Annotated in this window: 2 protein-coding genes; both read right to left on the minus strand. The window is 73.2% G+C overall.

Features of this window, described 5'->3' with window-relative positions; genetic code table 11:
• Positions 1–70: 70 nt before the first annotated feature.
• Complete coding sequence (locus B8460_RS15820; RefSeq protein WP_048862576.1) at positions 71–427, minus strand: YciI family protein; 357 nt, start codon at positions 425–427, stop codon at positions 71–73.
• A 97-nt stretch (positions 428–524) separates the two neighbouring features.
• Positions 525–2085: acyl-CoA carboxylase subunit beta (locus B8460_RS15825; protein ID WP_048862577.1), on the minus strand; the 1561-nt coding region annotated here is incomplete at its 5' end.

The following is a 2085-nucleotide window of genomic DNA, read 5'->3' on the forward strand; positions in this document are numbered from 1 at the left end:
GGCCATAGGCGGCACGCGCCGCCGCCTCGGCCGCTCCCCGGGCGACCGCGCGCGCCACCGCCGCCATGGTTCAGCAATTGCCCGGCAGCACCGGGCGCACCTCCACCGCGCCGTAGGTGGCGGCCGGGCAGCGGGCGGCCCAGTCGAGTGCCGCGTCGAGGTCCACCGCCTCTATCACCATGACGCCGCCGAGCTGCTCCTTGGTGTCGGCGAACGGCCCGTCCTGCACCTGCCGCCGCCCGTCGCGTACCCGCACGGTGGTCGCCGTCGCGCCCGGCTGCAGCGCCGTGCCCGCCCGCCGCAGCCCCTCCGCCTTCACCGCGTCGGCATAGGCCTGCCACGCGCCCCAGTAAGCACCTTCGCGCGCCGCGTCGGTCCGCGCGGCAAAGGCGTCGTCGGTTTCGTACGCCAGGATCGCATACAGCATCGTCGTCCCTCCATTTCTGCGGTTGCGGCGCGCGCCCTCGCGCGCCTGACCCCATGACGCGCGGGACGGGCCGGTTTCGACAGCCGGGCGGACGATATCACCACGTATCGATGAAACGGCGGGGAGCACGCGCGCGCCGCGCCGGCGCGGCGGCCAGGCCGCGCAGCAGCCAGTCGCGCGTCTCGCGCGGGTCGATCACCGCGTCGATCTCCAGATACGACGCCATGCTGATCGCCTTTCCTTCGGCATAGAGCCGGCCCACCAGCGTCTCGAACAGCGCCTGCCGCGCCGCCGGATCGGCCTCGGCCTCCAGCTCGCGCCGGTAGCCGAGGCGTATTGCGCCCTCCAGCCCCATGCCGCCGAACTCCCCGCTCGGCCACGCCGCGGTGAACACCGTCTCGTGGAACCCGCCCGCCGCCATCGACATGGCCCCCAGGCCATAGCCCTTGCGCGTGACGACGCAGAACATCGACACCGTCATCGCCGCCCCGGCGACGAACATGCGGCAGACATGGCGCACCTGCGCCGTGCGCTCCGTCTCCGGCCCGACCATGAAGCCCGGCGTGTCGCACAGGCTCAGCACCGGCAGCGCGTGCGCCTCGCACAGCTGCAGGAACCTTGCCGCCTTGTCCGCGCCCACGGCGTCGATCGCCCCGCCCAGATGCATCGGGTTGTTGGCGATGACGCCGAACGGGTGGCCGTCGATGCGCGCCAGCGCGGTGATCATGCCCGGCGCGAAGCCGCGCCGCAGCTCCATCACGCTGTCGGTGTCGGCGAGCGTGGCCAGCAGCCGCCGCATGTCATAGGCGCGCTTGCGGTCCTCCGGCACCGCGCCGCGCAGCAGATACTGATCGGCGCAGCCGGACGGTTCGGTGCGCCCGCGGAAATAGCGGAGATAGCGCCGCGCCTCAGCCACCGCCTGCGCCTCGTCGCGCACCAGCAGGTCGATCACCCCGTTCGGCACCTGCACCGATGCCGGCCCCACCTCGTCGGGGCGAAAGACGCCGAGGCCGCCGCCCTCGATCATCGCCGGGCCGCCCATGCCGATGCTGGCATCCTCGGTCGCGATGATCGTGTCGCAGCAGCCGAGCACCGCCGCGTTGCCCGCGAAGCAGTTGCCGGCGACGATCCCCAGCACCGGCACCTGCCCCGACAGCCCGGCGAAACGCGCGAACGTCGTCAGGTCAAGGCCCGCCACCCCCATCACGTCCGTCTCGCCCGGCCGGCCGCCGCCGCCCTCGGCGAACAGCACGAACGGCAGCCGCAGGTCATGCGCGACATGCAGCAGCCGGTCGGTCTTCTTGTGGCCCATGAAGCCCTGCGTGCCGGCCATCGCCATGTAGTCATAGGCAAGCGCGGCGCAGGACGCGCCCTCCACCGTGCCGATGCCAGCGATCACGCCGTCGGCGGGGCTGAGGCGGATCAGCTCGTCCATGGACCGCCGCCGCCGCTGCGCCGCGACCGCGAGCGCGCCGTATTCGATGAAACTATCGGCGTCGAACAGGGCCGCGAGATTCTCTCGCGCCGTCTGCCTGCCCTGCGCATGCCGCCGGGCGACCACCTCGCCGCGCGCGGCGTCGAGCGTCGCATCGTGGCGCGCGATCGCCTCCGCCAGGTCGGGGCGCACGGTGCGCGGATCGGCCGCCGCCACCGCCTGC

The sequence above is a fragment of the Acidisphaera rubrifaciens HS-AP3 genome (assembly GCF_000964365.1).
Lineage (GTDB): Bacteria > Pseudomonadota > Alphaproteobacteria > Acetobacterales > Acetobacteraceae > Acidisphaera > Acidisphaera rubrifaciens.

Coding starts and splice junctions, on each gene's coding strand:
- B8460_RS15820 (WP_048862576.1), bottom strand. CDS start 427: ATGCTGTATGCGATCCTGGCGTACGAAACCGACGACGCCTTTGCCGCG.